The 18,570-nt window shown below is 74.1% G+C and carries 17 protein-coding genes; 9 read left to right on the forward strand and 8 right to left on the reverse strand.

All coding sequences use genetic code 11. The features are described 5' to 3' along the window. Window positions 1-15 precede the first annotated feature (15 nt). The 4 genes from R3E88_21425 to selA form a co-directional block, all read right to left on the reverse strand. Window positions 16-678 (reverse strand): helix-turn-helix domain-containing protein, encoded by a 663-nt coding sequence (locus tag R3E88_21425; GenBank protein MEZ4219040.1) that lies wholly within the window; start codon window positions 676-678, stop codon window positions 16-18. Beyond that, entirely contained in the window at window positions 675-1,841 is a 1,167-nt protein-coding gene (locus R3E88_21430; GenBank protein MEZ4219041.1) for an AAA family ATPase, read from the reverse strand. Before R3E88_21430 ends, R3E88_21425 begins: the two co-directional genes overlap by 4 nt. Next, entirely contained in the window at window positions 1,732-2,301 is a 570-nt protein-coding gene (locus tag R3E88_21435; GenBank protein MEZ4219042.1) for an HNH endonuclease, read from the reverse strand. The genes R3E88_21430 and R3E88_21435 overlap by 110 nt, the downstream gene beginning before the upstream one ends. Window positions 2,302-2,402: 101 nt before the next feature. Further along, window positions 2,403-3,965 carry an L-seryl-tRNA(Sec) selenium transferase gene (gene selA / locus R3E88_21440; protein MEZ4219043.1) on the reverse strand — a complete coding sequence of 521 codons (1,563 nt, stop codon included), beginning with the start codon at window positions 3,963-3,965 and terminating at the stop codon, window positions 2,403-2,405. A gap of 460 nt (window positions 3,966-4,425) precedes the next feature. Between selA and R3E88_21445 the strand changes: the two genes are divergently transcribed. The 9 genes from R3E88_21445 to gpmI all read left to right on the forward strand — a co-directional run bounded on the left by R3E88_21445 (window position 4,426) and on the right by gpmI (window position 13,350). Beyond that, complete coding sequence (locus R3E88_21445) at window positions 4,426-6,411, forward strand: Rne/Rng family ribonuclease (GenBank protein MEZ4219044.1); 1,986 nt, start codon at window positions 4,426-4,428, stop codon at window positions 6,409-6,411. Further along, complete coding sequence (gene rplU / locus R3E88_21450; protein MEZ4219045.1) at window positions 6,411-6,722, forward strand: 50S ribosomal protein L21; 312 nt, start codon at window positions 6,411-6,413, stop codon at window positions 6,720-6,722. Before R3E88_21445 ends, rplU begins: the two co-directional genes overlap by 1 nt. A 2-nt stretch (window positions 6,723-6,724) precedes the next feature. Beyond that, window positions 6,725-6,973: a 50S ribosomal protein L27 gene (gene rpmA, locus R3E88_21455; GenBank protein MEZ4219046.1), complete on the forward strand. Its 249-nt coding sequence runs from the start codon at window positions 6,725-6,727 to the stop codon at window positions 6,971-6,973. A 91-nt stretch (window positions 6,974-7,064) separates the two neighbouring features. Then, a complete protein-coding gene (gene obgE, locus R3E88_21460) occupies window positions 7,065-8,165 on the forward strand; it encodes a GTPase ObgE (protein ID MEZ4219047.1) in 1,101 nt (366 codons plus the stop codon). After that, entirely contained in the window at window positions 8,162-9,307 is a 1,146-nt protein-coding gene (proB, locus tag R3E88_21465) for a glutamate 5-kinase (protein ID MEZ4219048.1), read from the forward strand. The genes obgE and proB overlap by 4 nt, the downstream gene beginning before the upstream one ends. A gap of 49 nt (window positions 9,308-9,356) precedes the next feature. Next, window positions 9,357-10,628, forward strand: coding sequence for a glutamate-5-semialdehyde dehydrogenase (locus tag R3E88_21470; GenBank protein ID MEZ4219049.1), 1,272 nt, complete (start codon window positions 9,357-9,359; stop codon window positions 10,626-10,628). Next, window positions 10,625-11,365, forward strand: coding sequence for a nicotinate-nucleotide adenylyltransferase (nadD, locus tag R3E88_21475; GenBank protein MEZ4219050.1), 741 nt, complete (start codon window positions 10,625-10,627; stop codon window positions 11,363-11,365). The genes R3E88_21470 and nadD overlap by 4 nt, the downstream gene beginning before the upstream one ends. A 39-nt stretch (window positions 11,366-11,404) precedes the next feature. Continuing rightward, a complete protein-coding gene (gene rsfS, locus R3E88_21480) occupies window positions 11,405-11,794 on the forward strand; it encodes a ribosome silencing factor (protein MEZ4219051.1) in 390 nt (129 codons plus the stop codon). Beyond that, window positions 11,791-13,350, forward strand: coding sequence for a 2,3-bisphosphoglycerate-independent phosphoglycerate mutase (gpmI, locus tag R3E88_21485; GenBank protein MEZ4219052.1), 1,560 nt, complete (start codon window positions 11,791-11,793; stop codon window positions 13,348-13,350). Before rsfS ends, gpmI begins: the two co-directional genes overlap by 4 nt. A 12-nt stretch (window positions 13,351-13,362) precedes the next feature. On the opposite strand, the gene R3E88_21490 is transcribed toward gpmI, so the two are convergent. The 4 genes from R3E88_21490 to trxB all read right to left on the reverse strand — a co-directional run bounded on the left by R3E88_21490 (window position 13,363) and on the right by trxB (window position 18,545). Next, on the reverse strand, window positions 13,363-14,235 hold the full coding sequence (locus tag R3E88_21490; GenBank protein MEZ4219053.1) for an NAD(P)-binding domain-containing protein: 873 nt from the start codon (window positions 14,233-14,235) through the stop codon (window positions 13,363-13,365). Between the two features lie 1,398 nt (window positions 14,236-15,633). Next, entirely contained in the window at window positions 15,634-16,512 is an 879-nt protein-coding gene (locus R3E88_21495) for a polyphosphate kinase 2 family protein (GenBank protein ID MEZ4219054.1), read from the reverse strand. Window position 16,513: 1 nt separating this feature from the next. Further along, a complete protein-coding gene (locus tag R3E88_21500) occupies window positions 16,514-17,575 on the reverse strand; it encodes a response regulator (GenBank protein MEZ4219055.1) in 1,062 nt (353 codons plus the stop codon). A gap of 28 nt (window positions 17,576-17,603) precedes the next feature. Continuing rightward, window positions 17,604-18,545, reverse strand: coding sequence for a thioredoxin-disulfide reductase (gene trxB, locus R3E88_21505; GenBank protein MEZ4219056.1), 942 nt, complete (start codon window positions 18,543-18,545; stop codon window positions 17,604-17,606). Between the last annotated feature and the right edge of the window lie 25 nt (window positions 18,546-18,570).

The raw sequence follows: 18,570 nt of genomic DNA on the forward strand, positions 1-18,570 counted from the left end.
CGGCCGGCGGCCCGCCTAACGACGGCCGAACAGCCGCCCGCGGCGCTGCTGGCCGTGCGCGTCGTCGAAGCGCGCCATGAAGCTCCGAGCGACCTGCTGCGTGTCGAGGCCGATCGTGCGCGCATAGGCCGTGACGAAGCCGCGCGTGTACACGGCGGCGGGGAGGTCGCCGAACGCGTCCTCCTCGATCGCCCGCAGGTAGCGCGCGTTCACCTTGGTGACCTCGGAGACGTGGTCGAGCTCGATGCCGCGGCGCATGCGCGCGCGGCGCAGCCGCGCGCCGTCCCAGTCCTCGCCGTCCTCGCCGTCGAGGTCGCCGAGCTCGCCGAGCGCGTCGATCGCCGGCACGACCTCGACGCCCGCGAGGCTCGACGCGCCGGGCGCCGTGGGCTCGACGTCGGCCGCGATCGCCGCTTCGCCGCCGACGACGAGCGCGTCGAGGCCGAGCTCGGCGTCGTAGGCGCGCCGCGCCTCGGCGTCGGTGAGCACGCGGTAGGCGAGGTCGATCCGGTCGCGGATCGACGCCGACTCGCCCGCGTCGAACACCGAGTACGTCGCGAGCGAGCCGTCCTCGTAGGCCGCGCGGATCATCGGATAGGCGCGTCGGATGTCCTCGGTGCGCGCCGAGTACGGCACCTCGAGCACCTGGTAGTGGTCCTGGTCTTCGATCGTCTTCATTCGGTTGCCCTTCCCCGGCCGGTGGGGGCAGCCGTCTGCGTGTCCCGATCGCGGATCGCGATCAGCTTGCGCGCGATGCGCTGGAGGTAGATGGAGGCGTCCGCGTCCTCGCGGAGGTCGACGACGGGGCGCCGCGCGGCGACGGAGCGGCGCGCCATCTCGTCGTGGTTCACGTAGCCGATGTACTCGGGCTCGAAGCCGAAGTACTTCTTGCACACCGAGCCGACCGAGAAGCCGAGCTTCACGTCCTCGGCGGTGCGCACCTCGTTCACGATGAGCCGGGGGCGGAACTCGCGCATCGTGGCGACGAAGCGCTTGCCCTCGACCGGGTCGAGCGCCTCGATCTCGCGCAGCAGGTCGATCGGGGTGCGGATGCCGCGCTCGTTGCGCTGGTCCATCGCCTCGGTGACGAGCTGGCGCACGCCGTGGCCGACCATCGCCAGGCGCAGCCGCCGGTAGAACGCGGCGCGCAGGAACGTGTAGGCGTTCTCGATCGACGTCGGCTCGGGCCGCAGCACGACGAGCCCGTCGTCGCCGACGAGGAAGTAGTCGAGCACCGACAGGTGCGTGCCCGCGCCGAGGTCGATGATCACGTAGTCGGCGTCGAGCTTGCGGAGCGCGCGCACGAGCTGCACGCGCCGCAGGTGCGACGGCTGCGCGCCGGCGAGGTTCGCCTGCGTGCCCGCGATGATCTCGAGGCCCGGGACCGACGTCGGCACGATCAGCTTCGCGAGGTCGTCCTCGCGCTGCGCGACGAAGTCGGCGAGGCTCGCGCGCGGCGTCGGCACGCCGAGGCACGTGTGCAGGTTCGCACCCTCGAGGTCGACGTCGACGGCGACGACGCGCATGCCCGACCGCGCGAGCGCGGCGGCGAGGTTCGCCGAGACGAACGTCTTGCCGACGCCGCCCTTGCCGCCGCCGACGGCGACGATGCGCGCAGGCGCACGCTCGGCGGCGGACGGCCCGTCCGCGCGCTCCGGTCGCGTCTCCGCTCGATTGTTCGGTTCCGTGGCGCACCCCCCTTCGCCCCGGCCCGCGCTGCACGTCTTCGTGCTAGTGCGCGAGGTCGGCTTCGCTCCTCGCGCTCGTCGGGCGACGCACCGTGCGTGCGCGCCCTCCCCCCGCTCCGAGATACGGCAGCCACTCCCGGTAGCGCGACGCACCGCCCGGCGCGACGTTGAGCGCCGGCGTCCAGCGCGGCCGCACCGGCGGCTGGCGCAGCCGAAGCTTCGCCTGCTCGGGCGTGCGGCCGCCCTTGCGACGATTGCAGCTGACGCAGCTCGCCACGACGTTCTCCCACGTCGTGCGGCCGCCCTGCGCGCGCGGGATCACGTGATCGAGATTGAGCTGCGAGCGCGGAGGGCGCTCGCCGCAGTACTGGCACGTGTACTCGTCGCGCGTGAACACGTTGGTGCGGCTGTAGCGGACATGCCGCCGCGGCAATCGGTCGAACCACGTCAGGACGATCACGCGCGGCACCCGCACCGGCCCGCTCGTCGACCCGATGACCTCGTCACCGGGGCTCGACGGCGCCGACAGCCAGCTCTCGAAGTCGAAGGTCCGGTACTCGTGATCGACGACGTCCGCGGTTCCGGAGAAGACGAGCGAGAAGGCACGCTTCACCGTGGTGACGTGAACCGGGATGAACGAGCGATTCAGTACCAGAACACTCGAGTTCAACATGGTTTTCGGGGCTCCGAGCCTAACGGACGGCCCCGCAACGTTCAACGAACCCCGTCGCGCGACGCAGCCGTCGCGTCGCGCGCGAGCAGCGCGAGCGCATCGGCGAGCGCCGAGAGCTCGGACGGGTCGACCGTCCGCATGTCGAGGCACAGCCGGTCGGCGCGGATGCGCCCGACGACGGGCGGTCGGGCGCCGCGCAGCGAGCGTGCGAGCGCGTCGGCGTTCGGCGCGCCGGCGCCCCCTGCGGCGTCGACCTCGACGACCCAGGTGTCGAGCTCGAAGCCCGGCAGCGAGCCTCCTCCGACCGGCGCGCGGTCGGGCAGGACGCGCAGGGCGAGCGCGGCGCCGACGCCCGCGCGGGACGCGGCTTCGACGAGCGCGCGCGCCCTCGCCTCGACGCTTCCCGCGGGCTCGAGCAGCCGCGCGAGCACGGGGATCTCGTCGAGCCGCTCGTCCAGCAGCGCCGTGAGCACCCAGTCGAGCGCCGCGATCGCGAGCTTGTCGAGGCGCAGCGCGCGCGCGAGCGGGCTCGCCCGCATCGCCTCGATCGCGGCCGCGCGCCCGACGGCGAGGCCGGCCTGGGGCCCGCCGAGGAGCTTGTCGCCCGAGAAGCAGACGACGTCGGCGCCGCTCGCGACGCGCGCCGGCACGAACGCCTCGGGCGGGAGGCCGGCCAGGCCGCGCGCGCGCAGGTCGACGAGCGCGCCGCTCCCGAGGTCCTCCACGACCGCGACGCCCCGCGCGCGCCCGAGCGCGACCAGCTCGCCGAGGCTCGCCTCGCAGGCGTACCCGCGCAGCTCGAAGTTGGAGCGATGCACCTTGAGGAGGAGCGCCGTGTCGGGGCCGATGGCGCGCTCGTAGTCGCGCAGGTGCGTGCGGTTCGTGCTCCCGACCTCGACGAGCCGCACGCCCGCCTCGGCCGCGATCTCGAAGACGCGGAAGGAGCCGCCGATCTCGACCAGCTCGCCGCGCGACACGACGACCTCGCGGCCGCGCGCGAGGGCGGCGAGCGCGAGCACGAGCGCGGCCGCGTTGTTGTTGCAGGCGGTGGCGGCCTCGGCGCCCGCCAGGAGGGCGAGCTTCCCGGCGACCGAGCCGAGCCGGCTCCCGCGCCGGCCGGTCTCGAGGTCGATCTCGAGGTCGGCGTACCCGCGGGCGGCCTCGGCGACCGCGCGCGCCGCCCCCTGGCCGAGCGGCGCCCGGCCGAGGTTCGTGTGGAGGACGACGCCGGTCGCGTTGATGACGCGCTGCGGGCGCGGCGCGACGAGCCGCTCGGCCGCGGCGAGGGCGGCGCGCTCGAGAGCCGCGGCGTCGAGGTCGGCGCGCGGCCCGTCGCGCGCAGCCGCCGCGCGCGCCGCGTCGAGCGCGCTCCGCGCGCCGGCGCGCGACGCCCACCCGGGCATCGCGCCCGTCGCGCCGCCGGCTCGCGCCGCGCCCTCGACCCGCTGCGCCAACCGGTCGACCGAGGGCAGCCCTCGCCGGGGATCCGGGTCCCCGTCGGTGGCCCGGGGATCCGGGTCCCCGTCGGCGGGGTCCACAGCGAGGTCCTGGGGCGGGTTGACGCCGCGACGCGGATTCACGAGCTTCCCCCGAGACTTTTTCATGCGGCCCGGTCGGGCCGCGGCGCGGAGAAGCTAGCCCGCAGCCGAGCGCGAGGAGCGCAGGCTGCGCGCGTTCCGGTCACCCGGGAGGAGCCGCACGGCGGCTTCGAAGGCCTCTCCGCCCGGATCGCTCGCAGATCGAGCGGTCCGGGGAAGCGAGCCTGGACGAGCGGCGGGGTGCTGCACGGAGGCTCGCGAGCATCGCCGCTCCCGGCAGGCCCGTCGGATATCCAATGACTGGGCGAGTCAACGTTCACCGTTATCGATTCGGGACATGCGAGAGCGTCACCGTCCCGGCGCGCGGGCCCGGAGGGCCCGGCGCCATCCACTAGCCCTGCGATAGCACCCCGCCACGCCGCGACCGCTGCGGCGTCCGACATCTCCTGGCCCGAAGCGGCTCGCCAACCGGCGGCAGAAGTCGTCGCGCGCTCGCGCGTGCGCCGGCTCCCGCTGGGAGGCAGGAATGCACAACGAGATCATCGTGAACGCCGAGGCGGGAGAAACCCGCGTCGCGCTTCTCGAGCGGTCGCAGTTCACCGAGTTCCATCTCGAGCGCAAGGCCACGCGCGGCGTGGTCGGCAACGTCGTGAAGGCGCGCGTCATGCGGGTGCTCCCCGGCATGCAGGCCGCCTTCGTCGACATCGGCCTCGACAAGGCCGGCTTCCTCTACGTCGGCGACTACTTCGCGGACCCGGACACCGACGGCGGCGACGGCGCGAACGGCAACGGCGGGAACGGCCGCGCGGGCGGCCGGCGCGGCGGCAATCGCGGCGGGCCGCGCGGCGGACGCCGCGGCAGCCGCACGCCCCCGCCGATCGACACCGTCCTCTCCGAAGGGCAGGAGATCGTGGTCCAGATCGCGAAGGAGCCGATCGGCTCGAAGGGCGCGCGCATCACGTCGCACGTCTCGATCGCGGGCCGCCACCTCGTGCTCACGCCGTGGTCGCCGCGCGTCGGCGTCTCGCGCCGCATCGACTCCGATCGCGAGCGCCGGCGCCTGCGCGAGATCGTCGATCGCCACCGCCCCAAGAACCTCGGCTTCATCATCCGCACCGCGGGCGACGGCCTGAAGGAGAGCGATCTCGAGGCGGACATCCGCTACCTGACGACGGTCTGGCAGGAGATCCAGGACCGCAAGGCGAGCGCGCCCGCGCCGTCGGTGCTCTACACCGAGCCCGAGCTCCCGATGCGCGTCCTGCGCGACTTCGCGAACAGCGACACGAAGCGCATCGTGATCGACGACCGCCGCGTCTACGACGAGCTGGTCGCGTTCTCGCAGCGGTTCGTGTCCGATCCGCAGCCGCGCATCGAGCTCTACCAGGGCCGCGAGCCCGTCTTCGACCACTTCGACCTCGAGAACCAGATCCACGCGAACCTCGAGCGCAAGGTGCGGCTCAAGAGCGGCGGCTCGCTCGTCATCGACCAGAGCGAGGCGCTGACCGCGATCGACGTCAACTCGGGTCGTTATGTCGGCAAGAGCGACCTCGAGGAGACGGTCTTCCGCACGAACCTCGAGGCCGTGAAGGAGGTCGTGCACCAGCTCCGCTTCCGCAACATCGGCGGTCTGATCATCATCGATCTGATCGACATGGAGTCGCACGACAACCGCGACAAGGTCTACCGCGCGCTGCAGGAGGCCGTCCGCGGCGACAAGGCGAAGACCAACATCCTCAAGATCAGCGAGCTCGGCCTCGTCGAGATGACGCGCAAGCGCACGCGCGAGAACCTCGTGCAGGCGCTGTGCGAGCCGTGCACGCACTGCGAGGGCCGCGGCTACGTGCTCTCGGCGGAGAGCGTCGCGTTCAAGGTGCTGCGCGAGATCCGCAAGGATCTGCCCGCCTTCTGCGGGCGCGAGATCGCGATCACGGTCGCGCCGCAGGTGGCGTCGCAGCTGCTCGGCGCGGAGGCGCCGGCGCTCGAAGCGCTCTCCGAGGAGCTCGGCCGGAAGGTCGAGGTGCGCGCGCGCCCGGGGCTCCACCAGGAGCAGTTCGAGGTGACGGCGCTCGACCAGGGGCCGCCCGTCGAGATCGCCCTCGGCTGGCTCGCGCTGCCCAAGCCCGACGACGACGAGGAGGTCGTGCTCGAGCCGGCCGCGGACGAGGCGGACGAGAACGACGACACCGGGGCCGCGGACGCGGTAGCCGACGGGGCGGCCGGCGACGTCGGCGCGGCGGGCGCGGCAGACGCGGCGACGCGCGCGGAGGAGACGGTCGTCGCCGAGCCGCCCGCTTCCGCGGCGCTCGCGACGGGCGTCGAGGCAGCCCCCGCGCTCCTGCCCGAGCCCGCATCCCGCGCCGGGGGAGCCGCCCCGGCCGGCGGCGACCCGGTCGGCGGCGCCGACGCCGCCGCGGACGGAGAGGCGCCGCCAGTTGACGGCGCAACGGATTCACGGATACTGCCGCCCCCGCCGACCGCACCTCCCTCCCCGTTCGGCACCGAGGAATCGTGATGTACGCCGTGGTCCGCACCGGTGGCAAGCAGTACAAGGTCGCGCCCGAGCAGACGGTGCGCGTCGAGAAGCTCCCCGGCGAGGTCGGCGAGCAGGTGACGCTCGACGAGGTGCTGATGACCGGCGGCGACGCCGTCCAGGTCGGTCGCCCGCTCGTCGCGGGTGCGAAGGTCGTCGGCACGATCGTGGACCAGGGCCGCGGCCCGAAGATCACCGTGTTCAAGCTCAAGCGGCGCAAGAACTACCGCCGCAAGCAGGGTCATCGGCAGAGCTACACCGAGATCCGCGTCGACAAGATCGAGGGCGTGTAGGCATGGCGCACAAGAAGGGCCAGGGAAGCTCCCGCAACGGCCGCGACAGCAACTCGCAGCGGCGCGGCGTGAAGGTGTTCGGCGGCCAGCAGGTGAAGGCCGGCATGATCCTCGTCCGCCAGTGCGGCACGAAGATCCACCCGGGCCGCGGCGTCGGCTGCGGCCGGGACTACACGCTCTTCGCGCTGCAGGACGGCGTCGTCCGCTACGGCAGGTCGCGCAACCGCACCGTCGCCAGCGTCGAGGCCTGATCCCTCCCGGATACGCGCGCCGCGCGCCATCCTTGCGCCGCGCACCGCGCGGCGGAGGCGACGCGCCTCCTCGCACGGCGCGGAGGAGCGCATGGCGAAGAGCGCGCACACCTTCGTCGACGAGGTCGTGATCACCGTGCACTCCGGTGCGGGTGGCGACGGCAGCGTCTCGTTCCGGCGCGAGAAGTACATCCCGCGCGGCGGCCCCGACGGCGGCGACGGCGGGCATGGCGGCGACGTCGTGATCGCGGCCGACCGCTCGCTGTCGACCCTCCAGGAGTTCCGGTACCGGCGCGAGGTGCGCGCCGAGCGCGGCGCGCACGGCACGGGCAACCGGCGCCACGGCGCCGACGGCGCCGACGCCGTCGTGCGCGTGCCCGTCGGCACGCTCGTGTTCGACGCGACGAACGAGGCCGCCGACGCCGCGCCGCTCGCCGACCTCGCCCGCGACGGCGACCGCTACGTCGCCGCGCGCGGCGGCAACGGCGGCTTCGGCAACGACCACTTCAAGACGCCGACGCGCCAGGCGCCCGACTTCGCGAACCCCGGCCAGCCGAGCGTCACGGCCGAGCTGCGGCTCTCGCTCAAGCTCCTCGCCGACGTCGGCATCATCGGCTTCCCGAACGCGGGCAAGTCGACGCTGCTCTCGCGCATCTCGGCCGCGCGTCCGAAGGTCGCGAGCTACCCGTTCACGACGCTCGTCCCGTCGCTCGGCGTCGTCGAGGTCGACGACCGGCGCTTCGTCGCCGCCGACGTGCCCGGCCTGATCGAAGGCGCGAGCGAGGGCGCCGGCCTCGGCGACCGCTTCCTGCGCCACGTCGAGCGCACGCGCGTGCTCGTCCACGTCCTCGACGTCGCGGCCATGCTCGTCGAGGGCCGCGACCTGCTCGCGGGGCGCGCGGCGATCCGCCGCGAGCTCGAGCGCTTCCGCCCCGAGCTCGCCGCGCGCCGCGAGATCGTCGCGATCAACAAGGTCGAGCTGCTCGCGGGCGACGCGGACGCGGCGCGCAGCGTCGACGACGCCGAGCGCGCGCTGCGCGGCGAGGGCGTCGAGGTCCACCGCATCTCGTGCGCGACGGGCGACGGCGTGCGCGCGCTCGTCGCCGCGATGCTGCGCGCGCTCGACGAGGAGGACGCCGCGCTCGCGCGCGACGCCGACGACGACCTCGCGCACCTCGGAGCCGCGACGTGACCGCGCGCGCCCACCGCGCCGCCGCGCGCTCCGCGCGGCGCATCGTCGTGAAGGTCGGGAGCAGCACGCTCACCTCGCACGGCGCGATCCGCCCGAAGGCCTTCACGAACCTGGCTCGCCAGGTGAGCGCGATCGCCGCGCAGGGGCGCGAGGTGGTGCTCGTGTCGTCGGGCGCGATCGCCGTGGGCTCGCACGTGCTCGGCTGGTCGCACCCCGGCCGCTCCATCCCCGAGAAGCAGGCCGCCGCCGCCGTCGGGCAGATCGGCCTCGTCGAGCTCTGGCAGCGCCGCTTCGCGCGCCACGAGCGCAAGGTCGCGCAGGTGCTGCTCACGCGAACGGGGCTCGAGCATCGCGAACGCTATCTGAACGCGCGCCGCACGCTCCTGAAGCTGCTCGAGCTCGGCGTCGTCCCGATCGTGAACGAGAACGACACGGTCGCGACCGAGGAGATCCGCTTCGGCGACAACGACAACCTGTCGGCGACGATCGTGAACCTGATCGGCGCCGACCTGCTCGTGATCCTGACCGACGTCGAGGGCCTGCTCGAGCGGCGCCCCACGCCCGCGGACCCGAGCCCGCCGCTGATCGCGACCGTGCCCGAGATCACGCCCGCGATCGAGGCGATCGCGTCCGGCGCCGGCAGTGCGTTCGGGAGCGGCGGCATGGCGACCAAGCTCGAGGCCGCGCGCACGGCCGCGCACTCGGGCGCCGCCACCGTGCTGTGTCGCGGCGGCGCGCGCGACGCCCTCCTGCGCGTCGCGGCCGGCGACGAGATCGGCACGATCTTCCTGGCGGGCGACGGCGGCCGGCGTCTCGCGAGCCGCAAGCACTGGCTCGCGTTCACGACGCGCACGCGCGGCGAGATCGTCGTCGACGCGGGCGCCGCGCAGGCGCTCACCGAACGCGGCCGCAGCCTCCTTCCGGCCGGCGTCGTCGCCGTGCGCGGCCGCTTCCAGATGGGCGACGCGGTCTCGTGCGTCGACGAGACGGGCCGCGAGCTCGCGCGCGGGCTCGCCGCCTACCCGTCGGACGCCGTCGCCGCCATCGCCGGCCGCGCGACGCGCGAGATCGAGCGGGTGCTAGGCTATTCGAACGGCGGCGAGGTCATCCATCGCGACGATCTCGTCGTCCTCGACCGCTGAAGCACGCACGCACGTCCACGCGAGACGCCCGCCGCCGAGCCCACCGAGCATGACCGAGAAGAGCAGCGAGCTCGAAGCCCAGATCGTCGACATCGCGCGCCGCGCGAAGGCCGCGAGCGACACGCTCGCCGAGCTCGGCACGCGCGCGAAGAACGCGTGGCTCGCGCGCGTCGGCGAGCGCCTCGAGGCCGCGCGCGCGCGCATCCTCGAGGCCAACGCGCGCGATCTCGCGCTCGCGCGCGAGAAGGGCGTCGCCGAGCCGCTCGTGAACCGGCTCGCGATCTCCGACGCGAAGTGGGCCGACATGCTCCAGGGCGTGCGCGACGTCGCGGCGCTCGAGGACCCGATCGGCGAGATCAGCGACGTGAAGGTGCGCCCGAACGGCCTGCGCGTCGGGCGCATGCGCATCCCGCTCGGCGTCATCGCGATCGTCTACGAGTCGCGCCCCAACGTGACGGTCGACGCGGCCGTGCTGTGCGTGAAGGCCGGCAACGCCGTCGTCCTGCGCGGCGGCTCCGAGGCGTTCCACAGCAACGTCGCGCTCGGCGAGGAGCTGCGCGCGGCCGCGCGCGACACCGGCCTTCCCGAGGACGCCGTCTCGATCGTGCCGACGACCGATCGCGCCGCGATCGACGTGCTGCTCCACCAGGATCGCTTCATCGACCTCGTGATCCCGCGCGGCGGGCCCGGGCTCATCCAGCACGTCACCGCCGAGTCGCGCATCCCCGTCATCAAGCACGACGCGGGCGTCTGCCACGTCTTCCTCGACGCGAGCGCCGACCCCGACATGGCGCGCGACATCGTGCGCGACTCGAAGGTGCGGCAGATGGCGGTGTGCAACGGGCTCGAGACGCTGCTCGTGCACGCCGATGCCGCGGCGCGCCTCCTGCCGCACGTGCTCAAGCCGCTGCACGAGGAGGGCGTCGAGATCCGCGGTTGCCCGCGCACGTGCGCGCTCTTCGCCGAGGCGCGGCCGGCGAGCGAGGCCGACTGGCCCGCCGAGTTCCTCGCGCCGATCCTCGCCGTGAAGGTCGTCGACTCGCTCGACGACGCGGTCGCGCACGTCCGCCGCTACGGCTCCGACCACACCGACGTCATCGTGACGAGCGACTACGCGGCGAGCCAGCAGTGGCTGCGCAAGGTGAACTCGTCGACGGTCGGCATCAACTGCTCGACGGCGTTCTCCGACGGCTTCCGGCTCGGGCTCGGCGCGGAGATCGGCATCAGCAACTCCCGCATCCACGCCTACGGCCCGATGGGTCTCGAAGGGCTCACGACGCGCAAGTTCGTGCTCTTCGGCGACGGCCAGCTGCGCGAGTGACGCGGGCGGCCGCGTCCGTCGGCATCTACGGCGGCACGTTCAACCCCGTCCATCTCGGACACCTGCGCGCGGCCGAGGAGGTCGCCGAAGCGCTCGGGCTCGAGCGCGTGCTGTTCGTGCCGAGCGGCGAGCCACCGCACAAGCGCGCCGTGCCGGCGCCGGGCGAGGGCGGCGCGGTCGACCCCATCGCGCCCGCCGCGCTGCGCCTCGAGTGGGTGCGCCTCGCGGTCGCGGGCAACCCGCGCTTCGAGGTCGCCACCCTCGAGGTCGAGCGCGACGGCCCTTCCTATCTCGTGGAGACCCTGTCGCATCTGCGCGGGGCGCTCGCCCCCGCGCGCGGCGTCTTCATCCTCGGGCGCGATGCGTTCCAGGAGATGGGCGGCTGGCGCGAGCCCCGGCGCCTGCTTACCCTCGCGGACTTCGCGGTGACCACCCGGCCGCCGCTCGAGCCCGCGACGGACCGCCTCGACCTGTGGCTTCCCGCGTGCGCGCGCGACGACGTCGACGTCGACGCCGACGGACGGAGCGCCGTCCACCGCGAGGCGGGAACGCGGCTGCGGCTCGTTCCGATCACGGCGGTCGACGTCTCGGCCACGGACATTCGCGCCCGCGTCCGCGCGGGCCGATCGATCCGCTACCTGGTACCGGAACCGGTGCGCGAGGCGATCGAAGCGAGCGGCGCCTATGCGCCGGCACCCCGCTCGCGCAACGCCTCCGCCGAGGAGGCGCGGCGATGAGCGACGCACGAACGCACGGACGAACGGAAGAGTGAGGCGATGAACGGCTGGACGGCGGAAGAGAAGGCGCGCGCGATCGTCGACGCGGCGCTCGAGCGCAAGGCCGAGGACCCCGTGGCGCTCGACGTCCGCGGTCTCACCTCGTTCTGCGACGCGTTCGTGATCGCGACCGGCCGCTCGGACCGGCAGGTGCGCGCGATCGCCGACGGCATCGTGCAGGCGCTCAAGCGCGCGGGCGACGCGCCGATCGGCGTCGAGGGCACCGAGGAGGGGCGCTGGGTGCTGATCGACGCGAACGACGTCGTGTGCCACGTGTTCGACGCCGACGCGCGCGCGCTCTACGACCTCGAGCGCTTGTGGGCCGACGCGCGGGAAATCGCGCTCGACCTGCCCGCGAGCGAGGCGCGCGGCGCGAAGGTCGTGCGATGACCTCCGCTGCGCAGGGGCCCGTGGTGCTCGTCGTGCTCGACGGCTTCGGCCTCGGCGACGGCGGCGAGGCCGACGCCACCGCCGCCGCGCACGGCCCCTTCTTCGCCGAGCTGCGCGAGCGCTACCCGACCGCGAAGCTCGAGACGTCGGGCGAGGCCGTCGGCCTGCCGCCCGGCCAGATGGGCAACTCCGAAGTCGGCCACATGACGATGGGCGCCGGCCGCATCCTCGAGCAGGACATGACGCGCATCTCGCGCGAGCTCGCCGAAGGCGCGATGAGCTCGAACGCCGTGCTCCGCTCCGCGCTCGACGCGGTCGACCCGGAGGCCGGCGGAACGGGCGGCGTGCTCCACCTCGTCGGCCTGCTCTCGGACGGCGGCGTGCACAGCCACGAGGAGCACCTGTTCCGCATGCTCGAGGCGTGCGGGCGCCGCGGCGTGCGCGCCGCCGTGCACGCGCTCCTCGACGGCCGCGACACGCCTCCGCGCTCCGCCCGACGCTATGTCGAGCACCTCCTCCCCGTGTGCGCGGCGAACGGCGCGCACATAGCGACCGTCATCGGCCGCTTCTACGCGATGGACCGCGACGACCGCTGGGGTCGCATCCAGCTCGCCTACGACGCGATGGTGCATCGCAGGGGCGAGACGGCGCCCGACGCGATGGCCGCCGTCGAGCGCGCCTACGCGCGCGACGAGACCGACGAGTTCGTGGCGCCGACCTGCGTCGACGGCGGCGCCGCGATCGCCGACGGCGACGCCGTGCTCTTCTTCAACTTCCGCGCCGATCGCGCGCGCGAGATCACGAACGCGCTCACCGGCGTGCGGCCGGCGAAGTACGCGGGCGAGCTCGACCGCGGCGTCGCGCCGAAGCTCGCTCGCTATGTCTGCCTCACCGAGTACGACGCCGAGTTCGGCCTCCCCGTCGCGTTTCCGCCGGAAACGCCGCGCCACATCCTCGGCGAGGTGCTCGCGCAGGCGGGCAAGGAGCAGCTCCGCACCGCCGAGACGGAGAAGTACGCGCACGTCACGTTCTTCTTCAACGCGGGCGTCGAGGAGCCGTTCCCCGGCGAGGACCGCGTGCTCATCCCGTCGCCGCGCGACGTCGCGACCTACGACCAGAAGCCCGAGATGAGCGCGCTCCAGGTGACCGAGACGCTGCTCGGACGCATCGCGGAGGGCGGCTACGACTTCGTGCTCGTGAACTACGCGAACCCCGACATGGTCGGCCACACGGGCGTCATGGGAGCGGCGGTGAAGGCCGTCGAGACGATCGACCGCTGCCTCGAGCGCCTGTGCGCGGCCGTGCTCGAGCGCGGCGGCCAGCTCCTCATCACCGCCGACCACGGCAACTGCGAGCAGATGGTCGACCCGGCGACGGGCGAGCCGCACACCGCGCACACGACGAACCCGGTGCCCGTCTACTGGGTGACGCGCGACGCCGGCCCACGGCGGCTGCGCGACGGCGGCCTCGCCGACCTCGCGCCGACCGTGCTCGACCTGATGGGCCTCGCGAAGCCCGCGGAGATGACCGGCACGTCGCTCGTCGTCGCGGGCTGACGCGGCGCGCGTTCAGCTCCGCGGCAGCGCGTAGACGACCTCGGCGAGCTGCGAGGCCACGGCCGCGCCGGGCAGCGGCACGCGGTGCTCGTTCGCGACCTCGATCGCGACGCGCAGGTCCTTCTCGAGGATGTCGGCGTAGGTGCGCATGAGCTCGTCGCCCTGCGCGCCGGGCGCGCCGGCGACGCGCGCGTCGCGCACCTCGAGCATGAGCTTCATCGCGCGCGACAGCACTCCGCTCGCCTCCGTCACCTCCTCGAGCGCGCCCTCGCGCACGCCGGCCGCGCGCGCGAGCGCCTGCGCCTCGACGATCGCCACGTACCCGATGTAGGTGGCGACGTTGTGCGCGAGCTTCAGCACGGCCCCGCTGCCGAGCGCACCGCACTCGAGCACGCGGCTGCAGAACGTCGCCGCGACGTCGCGGAAGCGATCGACGACGGCCGCGTCGCCCCCCACCATCATCCAGAAGTCCGCATCCTCGAGGCTGCGCACGCCGCGGCCCGCGACGGGCGCGTCGATCATCCCGACGCCCGCCGCCGCGCAGCGCTCGCCGAGCCTCGCGACCGTGCGCGGGTGGACGGTGCTGTGGATGGCGACGACCGCGCCGGCGCGCGCCCCCGCGAGCACGCCGTCGTCCGCGAGCAGCGCGCGCTCGCACTGGGCGTCGTTCTGCACCCAGATGCCGATGCGATCGCACGCCGCCGCGAGCTCGCGGTTGCTCGCGCACACGAGCGCGCCGCGCGCCGCGGCGGCGGCGAGCGCCTCGGCGCGCGGGTCGAAGACGGCGACGTCGAAGCCGCGCTCGAGGAGGCGCAGCGCGACGCCACCTCCGAGGATCCCGCACCCGACGATTCCGACGCGCCCCGCGCGCGCACGCTCCGACATGAACGGCCTCCCTCGGCGCGGCGCGGCGCAGCCTGCACCGCGCGCCGCGCGATCGTGCCCCAACGCGCCGCAGCGCGGGGCGGGAATCCGCGCGACGTCGCGCGTTCGCGGCCGGCCTGCAGCGTCCGCGGACGGCCGCCGCACGCACGCGTGCGCGAGCGCGCGCGATCGAGCACGGCGCCCGCTCGGCGTACGCGCTTCCGTTCCACGCGCGCTGCGCGAGGGGAGCGAGGCCAACGCGAGCGCGCGGCGGACGGATGAGGGCGGCGGATGCGAGCGCGCGGCGGACGCGAGCGCGCGGCAGGTCGGGGAGGCGGAGGGACGGGATGGCCGTCGAGGACGCGAAGGGCGGCGGCGCGGCCGCGCGACCGATCGAGAGCGACACGGACTCGCACGAGCGCGCGAGCGCGAGCGGACGAGCCGGCGCGAGCGCGAGCGGACGAGCGGCGCGAGCGCGAGCGCGCGAGCGAGCGGAGGAGCCGGCGCGCGCGGCGCGTGGCTCGCCGGGCGCGGAGCGCGCTCGCTCGCCCGAGGCGCCCGTGCGTTCGGCGCGCTCGCCCGCGGGCTCGGCGAGGCGTGGGTCGACCTCGTGCTCCCGCCCGAGTGCGCGGCGTGCGCGGCCTGGCTCGCGATTCCCGACGAGCGCGACGCCGCCCTCTGCGCGGCGTGCGCGCGCGCTCCCCTGGCTCGCCCGCGACGCGTGCACGCGCTGTCAGGAGTCGCCGCGCGCGCGCGGCACGCCGTGGTGCGCCGCGTGCATAGCGAGCGCGCGCGGCCCGCTCGACCACGTGACGGCGGCCGTCCGCTACGAGGGCGAGGTCGAGACGTGGATCGCGCGCTTCAAGTATCCGGAGCGCGGGCTCCGCGGGCTCGAGGCGGCACCTCTCGCCGTCGCCGTGCGACTCGCGCGCGAGGCCGCACGGCGCGCGCCGGGCCCCGCCCCGGTGCTCGTCGCGCCCGTGCCCGCGCACTCGGCGCGCACGCGCGAGCGCGGCTTCGACCCGGCCCTCGTCGTCGCCCGCCACGCGGCGCGCGCGCTCGGCGTGCGCTGCGCGCCGCGCCTGCTCGCCCGCACGCGCGACACCCCGAGCCAGACCGGGCTCGATCGCCGCGCGCGGCGCGCGAACGTGCGCGGCGCGTTCGCGATCGCGGCGCGCACGGCGCCGCTCGCCGGCGCGCGCGTCTGGCTCGCCGACGACGTCGTCACGACCGGCGCGACGCTCGAAGCCTGCGCGCGCGTGCTGCGGCGCGCCGGGGCGCGGTCGGTCGGCGCCGTCGCGATCGCGCGCACGCCGCTACGCGGCCACCGCGCAACCCCGCCACGCGGCCACCGCGCAACCCCGCCACGCGGCCACCCGCCACGCGGCCACCCGCCGCGCGGCCGCGCGCCGCGCGCAGTCAGCGCTCGTCGCCGAGGCGCCGCCGGAACTCGGGGATGCGCTCGCGCGTCTCCGCGTCGAGCTCGGGGTACTGCGGGTCGAGCGCTTCGAGCGTCTCGGCGAGCAGCTCCGCCACGCACAGGCGCATGTACGGCTTGTCGTCCGCGGGCACGACCCACCACGGCGCGACGTCGGTCGACGTGCCGCGGATGCACGCCTGCCACGCGTCCATGTAGCTCGTCCAGAGGTCGCGCTCGTCGAGGTCGCCCGGGTTGAACTTCCAGTTCTTGTCGGGCTCGTCGAGGCGCGCGAGCAGCCTGCGCCGCTGCTCCTCCTTCGAGACGTGCAGGAAGAGCTTCAGGACGCGCGTGCCGTTGCGGTGCAGGTGCGCCTCGTGCTCGCGGATGGAGCGGTAGCGCTGTTCCCAGAACGCGGGGTCGGCCGGGTCGCCGTCGATGCGCTGCGCCGCCAGGTACCCGGGGTGCACGCGCACGACGAGCACCTCCTCGTAGTAGCTGCGGTTGAAGACGCCGATGCGCCCGCGCTGCGGAAGGGCGAGCGTCGTGCGCCACAGGAAGTCGTGCTCGAGCTCGAGCGACGACGGCGCCTTGAAGGAGTGCACCTGGAAGCCGGCCGGGTTGAGCCGCTTCGTGACGGCGCGGATCGTCGAGTCCTTCCCCGCGGCGTCCATCGCCTGGAAGATGCACAGCACGCTGTCGCGATCCTCGGCGTAGAGCGCCTGCTGCAGCGCGTCGATGCGCTTCGCGACGTCCTCGAGCGCGTCCTCGCAGTGCTTCTCGCCGGGTGCGTCGTCGGGCGGCGCGGTCGGCGCGTCGGCGACCCGGAAGGCCGCGGCCTCGGACGCGTCGACGCGGAGCACGCCGCGCGGCGTCCGCATGCTAGGCGCGCCCCGTCGCCTCGGCGATCGCCTCGCGGAGCTTCGCCGGGTCGACGGGCTTCTTGAAGATGACGCCCTCGAGGCCGCGCATGCGGCTGCGCTTGATGATGTGGTCCTTGTCGTAGTGGAAGGCGGTCATCATCAGGATGGGAAGGCTCGGGTGGTCGCGCTTGACCGCCTGGTAGAGCTCGTGGCCGTCCATGTTCGGCATCACGACGTCGGAGAGCACGAGGTCGAAGGCGCGTTGTTGGAGGACGATGAGGGCCTCGGCACCGTCGCCCGCCGTCGCGACCTCGCAGCCGCTCGCCTCGAGGATCTCCTTCAGCGTGCGGCAGATGCCGCCGTCGTCGTCGACGACCAGGATGCGAAGGCCGGCGAGGCGCGCGTCCGCCTTCTGACGATCCTTGCGCCGCAGGTCGACCATCTTCGCCGGGCCCATGTACTGGACCGTCTCGACCTCGTCGTCGCGCACCATCTGGTTGAAGCGCTCGAGGATCTCGGCGATGCGCGCCACCTCGCGGCGCACCGCGTCGAGCCGCTCGCACTCGACCGAGGTGTCGATCTCCTTCGCGAGCCGCTCGACGTCGCGCTCGAGCAGCTCCACCTGGTTCACGATCACCGCGAGCGGGTTGTTGATCTCGTGCGAGAGCCCGATCGCCGCCTCGCCGAGGCGCGCGAGCCCCTCGTTGTGCAGGATGTCGCGCAGGTCCTTCGCGAAGCCGATCGTGCCGGCCTCCTCGCCGTCCTCCTCCTTGAAGACCGCGCCGGAGATCGCGACGGGGATGTGCTCGCCGCTCTTCGCGACGAGCGCCGTGCGGATGGTGTCGACGAAGCCCGCTCCGCCGCGCTCGGCGTCGCGCATCGCGGCCATCACGCGCTTCGCCTCGTCGACGCTCGGGTAGAGCCGGCCGACGAAGGCGCCGAGGATCTCCTCCGACCGGTACCCGAGCGTGCGCGACGCGCCGTCGTTGTAGTAGTGGATCGTACCCTTGCGGTCCGTCGCGATCACGACGTCCGTCGAGTGGTCGACCAGGCTCTGCAAGCGCTCGCGCGAGAGTGCCATCGATGGGGCCTGCTGCGCCGCGCGGGCGCTACTCGATGCCGTGCTCGGCCAGCCAGCGCTCGGCGTCGATCGCGGCCATGCAGCCCGTGCCGGCCGCCGTCACCGCCTGGCGATAGGTCGGGTCGGCGACGTCGCCACACGCGAAGACGCCGTCGATCGACGTGCGCGTCGTGCCGGGCTGCACGCGCACGTAGCCCGTCGCGTCGAGGTCGAGCACGCCGCGGAAGAGATCCGTGTTCGGCTTGTGGCCGATCGCGACGAAGAGCGCCTGCACGTCGAGCTGGCGCAGGCTGCCGTCGCGCACGTCGCGCAGACGCACGCCCGTGACGCCGTCCTGCTCGCTCCCGAGCACCTCGGCCACCTCGGCGTTCCACGCGAACTCGATCTTCTCGTTCTTGCGCGCGCGCTCCTGCATGATCTTCGACGCGCGCAGCTCGTCGCGCCGGTGCACGAGCGTCACCTTCGTGGCGAAGCGCGTGAGGAAGAGCGCCTCCTCCATCGCCGTGTCGCCGCCGCCGACGACGGCCATCGCCTTGCCGCGGAAGAGCGCGCCGTCGCACGTCGCGCACGCGCTCACGCCGTTGTTCACGAGGCGCTGCTCGCTCTCGATGCCGAGCCAGCGCGCCGAGGCGCCCGTCGCGACGACGACCGCGTCGGCCGTGAAGCGCCGCTCGTCCGTCTCGATGCGGAAGGGGCGCTGCGAGAGGTCGATGCGCGTCGCGTCCTCGAACAGGATGCGCGTGCCGAACCGCTCGGCCTGGGCTTGCAGCTTCTCCATCATCGCGGGGCCCGAGACGCCGTCCGGGAAGCCCGGGTAGTTCTCGACCTCGGTCGTGATCATGAGCTGGCCGCCGAACTGCAGACCCGCCAGCACGATGGGTGCGAGCTCGGCGCGGGCGGCGTAGATGGCGGCGGTGTAGCCGGCCGGGCCGCTCCCGATGATGAGCACCTTCGCGTGCTCGACGTCCATGCACTTCCTCCGCGCCGCGCGCCGC

This window comes from Myxococcota bacterium, assembly GCA_041389495.1.
Classification (GTDB): Bacteria; Myxococcota_A; UBA9160; order UBA9160; family UBA4427; genus JAWKRT01.